The organism is Enterobacter sp. 50793107, assembly GCF_001463365.1.
Lineage (GTDB): Bacteria > Pseudomonadota > Gammaproteobacteria > Enterobacterales > Enterobacteriaceae > Enterobacter > Enterobacter cloacae.
Map to the genome: position 1 here is coordinate 1 of NZ_LNII01000125.1, position 1,209 is coordinate 1,209.

General features: G+C 49.4%; 3 protein-coding genes. All 3 read right to left on the reverse strand.

The window, feature by feature from the left end; all coding sequences use genetic code 11:
- Window positions 1-268: hypothetical protein (locus tag APU11_RS16445; protein WP_072200441.1), on the reverse strand; the 268-nt coding region annotated here is incomplete at its 3' end.
- Window positions 265-945, reverse strand: a complete 681-nt coding sequence (gene pcoR / locus APU11_RS16450; RefSeq protein ID WP_001188930.1) for a copper response regulator transcription factor PcoR — start codon at window positions 943-945, stop codon at window positions 265-267. The genes APU11_RS16445 and pcoR, both read right to left, overlap by 4 nt.
- Window positions 946-999: 54 nt before the next feature.
- A partial coding sequence (locus APU11_RS16455; RefSeq protein WP_131729165.1) for a CopD family protein occupies window positions 1,000-1,209 on the reverse strand: 210 nt, incomplete at its 5' end.

Here is a 1,209-nt window from a genome sequence, read left to right on the forward strand (position 1 = left end):
TTATAGAACTGAATAAGCCATTGTGCCCCACCATCGCATCGTTTATTTTTTCTGATAATGACTTAATATCCGTTTTGTTCCTGAACGTCTCTGTTTTAAGAAACTCTTCGGTGAGCTGAAGTTTACCTGTCAGAAAATCGCGGTCCTGATTATCGAAATAGCCATTAAGGGTGCTAATCAGGATAAAACTTGATAACCACCATACCGTAAGCATCACCGCAGAAAAAATCAGGCTCAGGCGTGTGGTCAGGGAAATTTTGAACCTCACTCTTCTCTGATCTCCAGGACATATCCGGCACCGCGAACGGTATGGATCAGTTTTGGCTCAAAGTCATCATCAATTTTACTTCTCAGACGTCTCACGGCGACATCAATCACATTCGTATCACTGTCAAAATTCATGTTCCAGACCAGGGACGAGATAAGACTCCTGGGTAACACTTCTCCGGTGCGTTGCAGCAGCAACTCAAGCAGAACGTATTCTTTACCGGTGAGATGGATCTTCTTCCCCGAACGGATCACGGTCCGGCGCACCATATCAACGGTCATATCGGCGATGGTGCAGACTGTTGCGGCCTGCGAGCGTGCCCGGCGCAGTAGGGTTCTTACACGTGCAACCAGCTCCGTAAAATCAAAGGGCTTAATCAGGTAGTCATCTGCGCCAAGCTCCAGTCCTTTCACTTTGTCCCGCACGTTGTCCTTTGCGGTTAAAAACAGGACCGGTTCTTCGTGCCCGGACTCCCTCAGTGCGCTGATGATTTGCCACCCGTCGAGGAAAGGCAGCATCACGTCCAGTATTATCAAATCATACTGTCCCTTCGACGCGGCCCCGAGACCATCGCGGCCATTATTAAAGAGATCGGCCTGATAGCCTTCCTCAACCAGTCCCTGCTGCAGGTAACGACCTGTTTTTTGTTCGTCTTCAACGATTAAAATACGCTGCATGGTCAACTCGCTGATATGAAAGTAAAAATCTCACGCATGAGCTTTGGCTGTCCCCTAGCTGACCTGAGACGGAGCAAGCATTCCGAGCCACGCTACGGCGCCCAGAATGATAATCGCAACAACGAATTCTGTCAGGATGCTGTTTCGCATCAGGGCAACGCTGCGATCATAATTCCCTTCCCTGACCATAACTTCAAGCCGGGGACCCAGGTGAAACCGGTTTGCTGCAGCCAGAAGAAGCATCAGAACAAACAGAGCCGTCTT

Bases quoted from the DNA above. Each gene is read 5' to 3' on its own strand.
- pcoR (WP_001188930.1), bottom strand. From the start codon at position 945: ATGCAGCGTATTTTAATCGTTGAAGACGAACAAAAAACAGGTCGTTAC.